Consider the following 1,335-nt stretch of genomic DNA (forward strand, 5'->3'; position numbering starts at 1 on the left):
TTAGAAGAGCTCGCCCAACTGGGACGCACCCTATGGCGTCGACGCAAAGACGTGCTCGCCTACTTTGATATCGGCGCATCCAACGGCCCCGTCGAGGCAATCAACGGCAGACTCGAACACCTACGCGGCATCGCCCTAGGATTTAAAAACCTCAACCACTACATCTTGCGATGCCTAATCCACTCCGGACAACTACAGGACAAAATCAACGCACTCTAAAACCGGAAGGGCCGCTTAACCCTCAGCGGGAAGCGCGTGAATCGTGCTCAAGGATCGCCGATATGCCCGCGTGCCTTGATGTGGTCTGCGGGTGGCAGTGTTGTCACTGGTGGTTAGCTGTTTCCTTTCTGCCGTTGCTGCGTGTGGTGGCTGTGGGTGTTAGCTGCTGTCGGGTGGTTCCTCTGGTGGTTGTCCTGCTTGTTCGGTGTTGAGTCTGGCGACTGCTTCCTGGTATTCGGGCATCGCGGTTATCGGTGTTCCCCAGGGTGGGATGAAACTAACCCCGGTATTCAGCCGGTACATGTAGCCGCGCCCGGTGGGTTTTAAAGGGTCATCATCGTTAATACCGTTGTGGTAGGCGCACAGGAAGGTCAGGTTCTTAATGTTGGTGTAGCCGCCTGCTTGCCAGGGGATGAGGTGATGGATTTGGCAGTAATCAGCTGGCTTATTACACCCAGGTCTTGAACACGTGTGGAATTCAGCGTGCAGGGTAAGGCGCTGTTTGAAGTTTGCCCCTCGTTCTAGCCGCCAGGTGTTAATGGGCCCTTCAATGGGGTGAACGATGGTGGCGTAGCCTATTTCGGCAAACTTGTGGGTTAAGAACTCGGCCCCTGTCATGCGCCCACCGTTGGTCAGGTTGAGCTCTATTTCGTCCCCGTCGCCGTTGATGATCTGGTCCAACTCGTTTAACGTGACGATGACTTGGGTACGCACCGCAGGCTTGGAACCGGTGCCCTCTTTGAAGAAGACGTCGTTGGCGGCTTGAAGCAGGTCGGTGGTGTTGGTGGATTCGAGGACACCGCGCATGTTGGCAATCGTAGTGGCATCGTCAGTAATGGAAAGGGTGTTGGGGCCTTGTGCGCGGTAGGTGATGCGCACCCCTGGTTTGGCTATGCGTTTGGAACGCAGTTCTTTCAGGCGTGTGGCGGCGACGGTGGGGATGCGGTGTGCGGGTGTGGCGGTAAGTCTGACTCTCAGGTTCCAGGCGTCGAGGGTTTTCTTTACTTTTGAAACGTAGGTTTCAATGAGTGTGAGGGTGCCCAGGCTGTGGCGTTGGGTGAGTGCGGACGCACGGGCTTTGCGTTGTTTGCCGGTAAAGCGGGTGGGGCCGAAGTA

Annotated in this window: 2 protein-coding genes; one reads left to right on the forward strand and one right to left on the reverse strand. The window is 56.4% G+C overall.

The window, feature by feature from the left end; translation table 11 throughout:
* A partial coding sequence (locus tag HMPREF2993_RS07000) for a transposase (protein WP_141758274.1) occupies window positions 1-219 on the forward strand: 219 nt, incomplete at its 5' end.
* 159 nt (window positions 220-378) lie between these two features.
* Here the strand turns inward: HMPREF2993_RS07000 and HMPREF2993_RS07005 are convergent.
* Window positions 379-1,335: HNH endonuclease signature motif containing protein (locus HMPREF2993_RS07005; protein ID WP_070701689.1), on the reverse strand; the 957-nt coding region annotated here is incomplete at its 5' end.

Origin of the sequence: Corynebacterium sp. HMSC068G04 (assembly GCF_001814885.1) — a bacterium.
Taxonomy (GTDB): Bacteria; Actinomycetota; Actinomycetes; order Mycobacteriales; family Mycobacteriaceae; genus Corynebacterium; species Corynebacterium hiratae.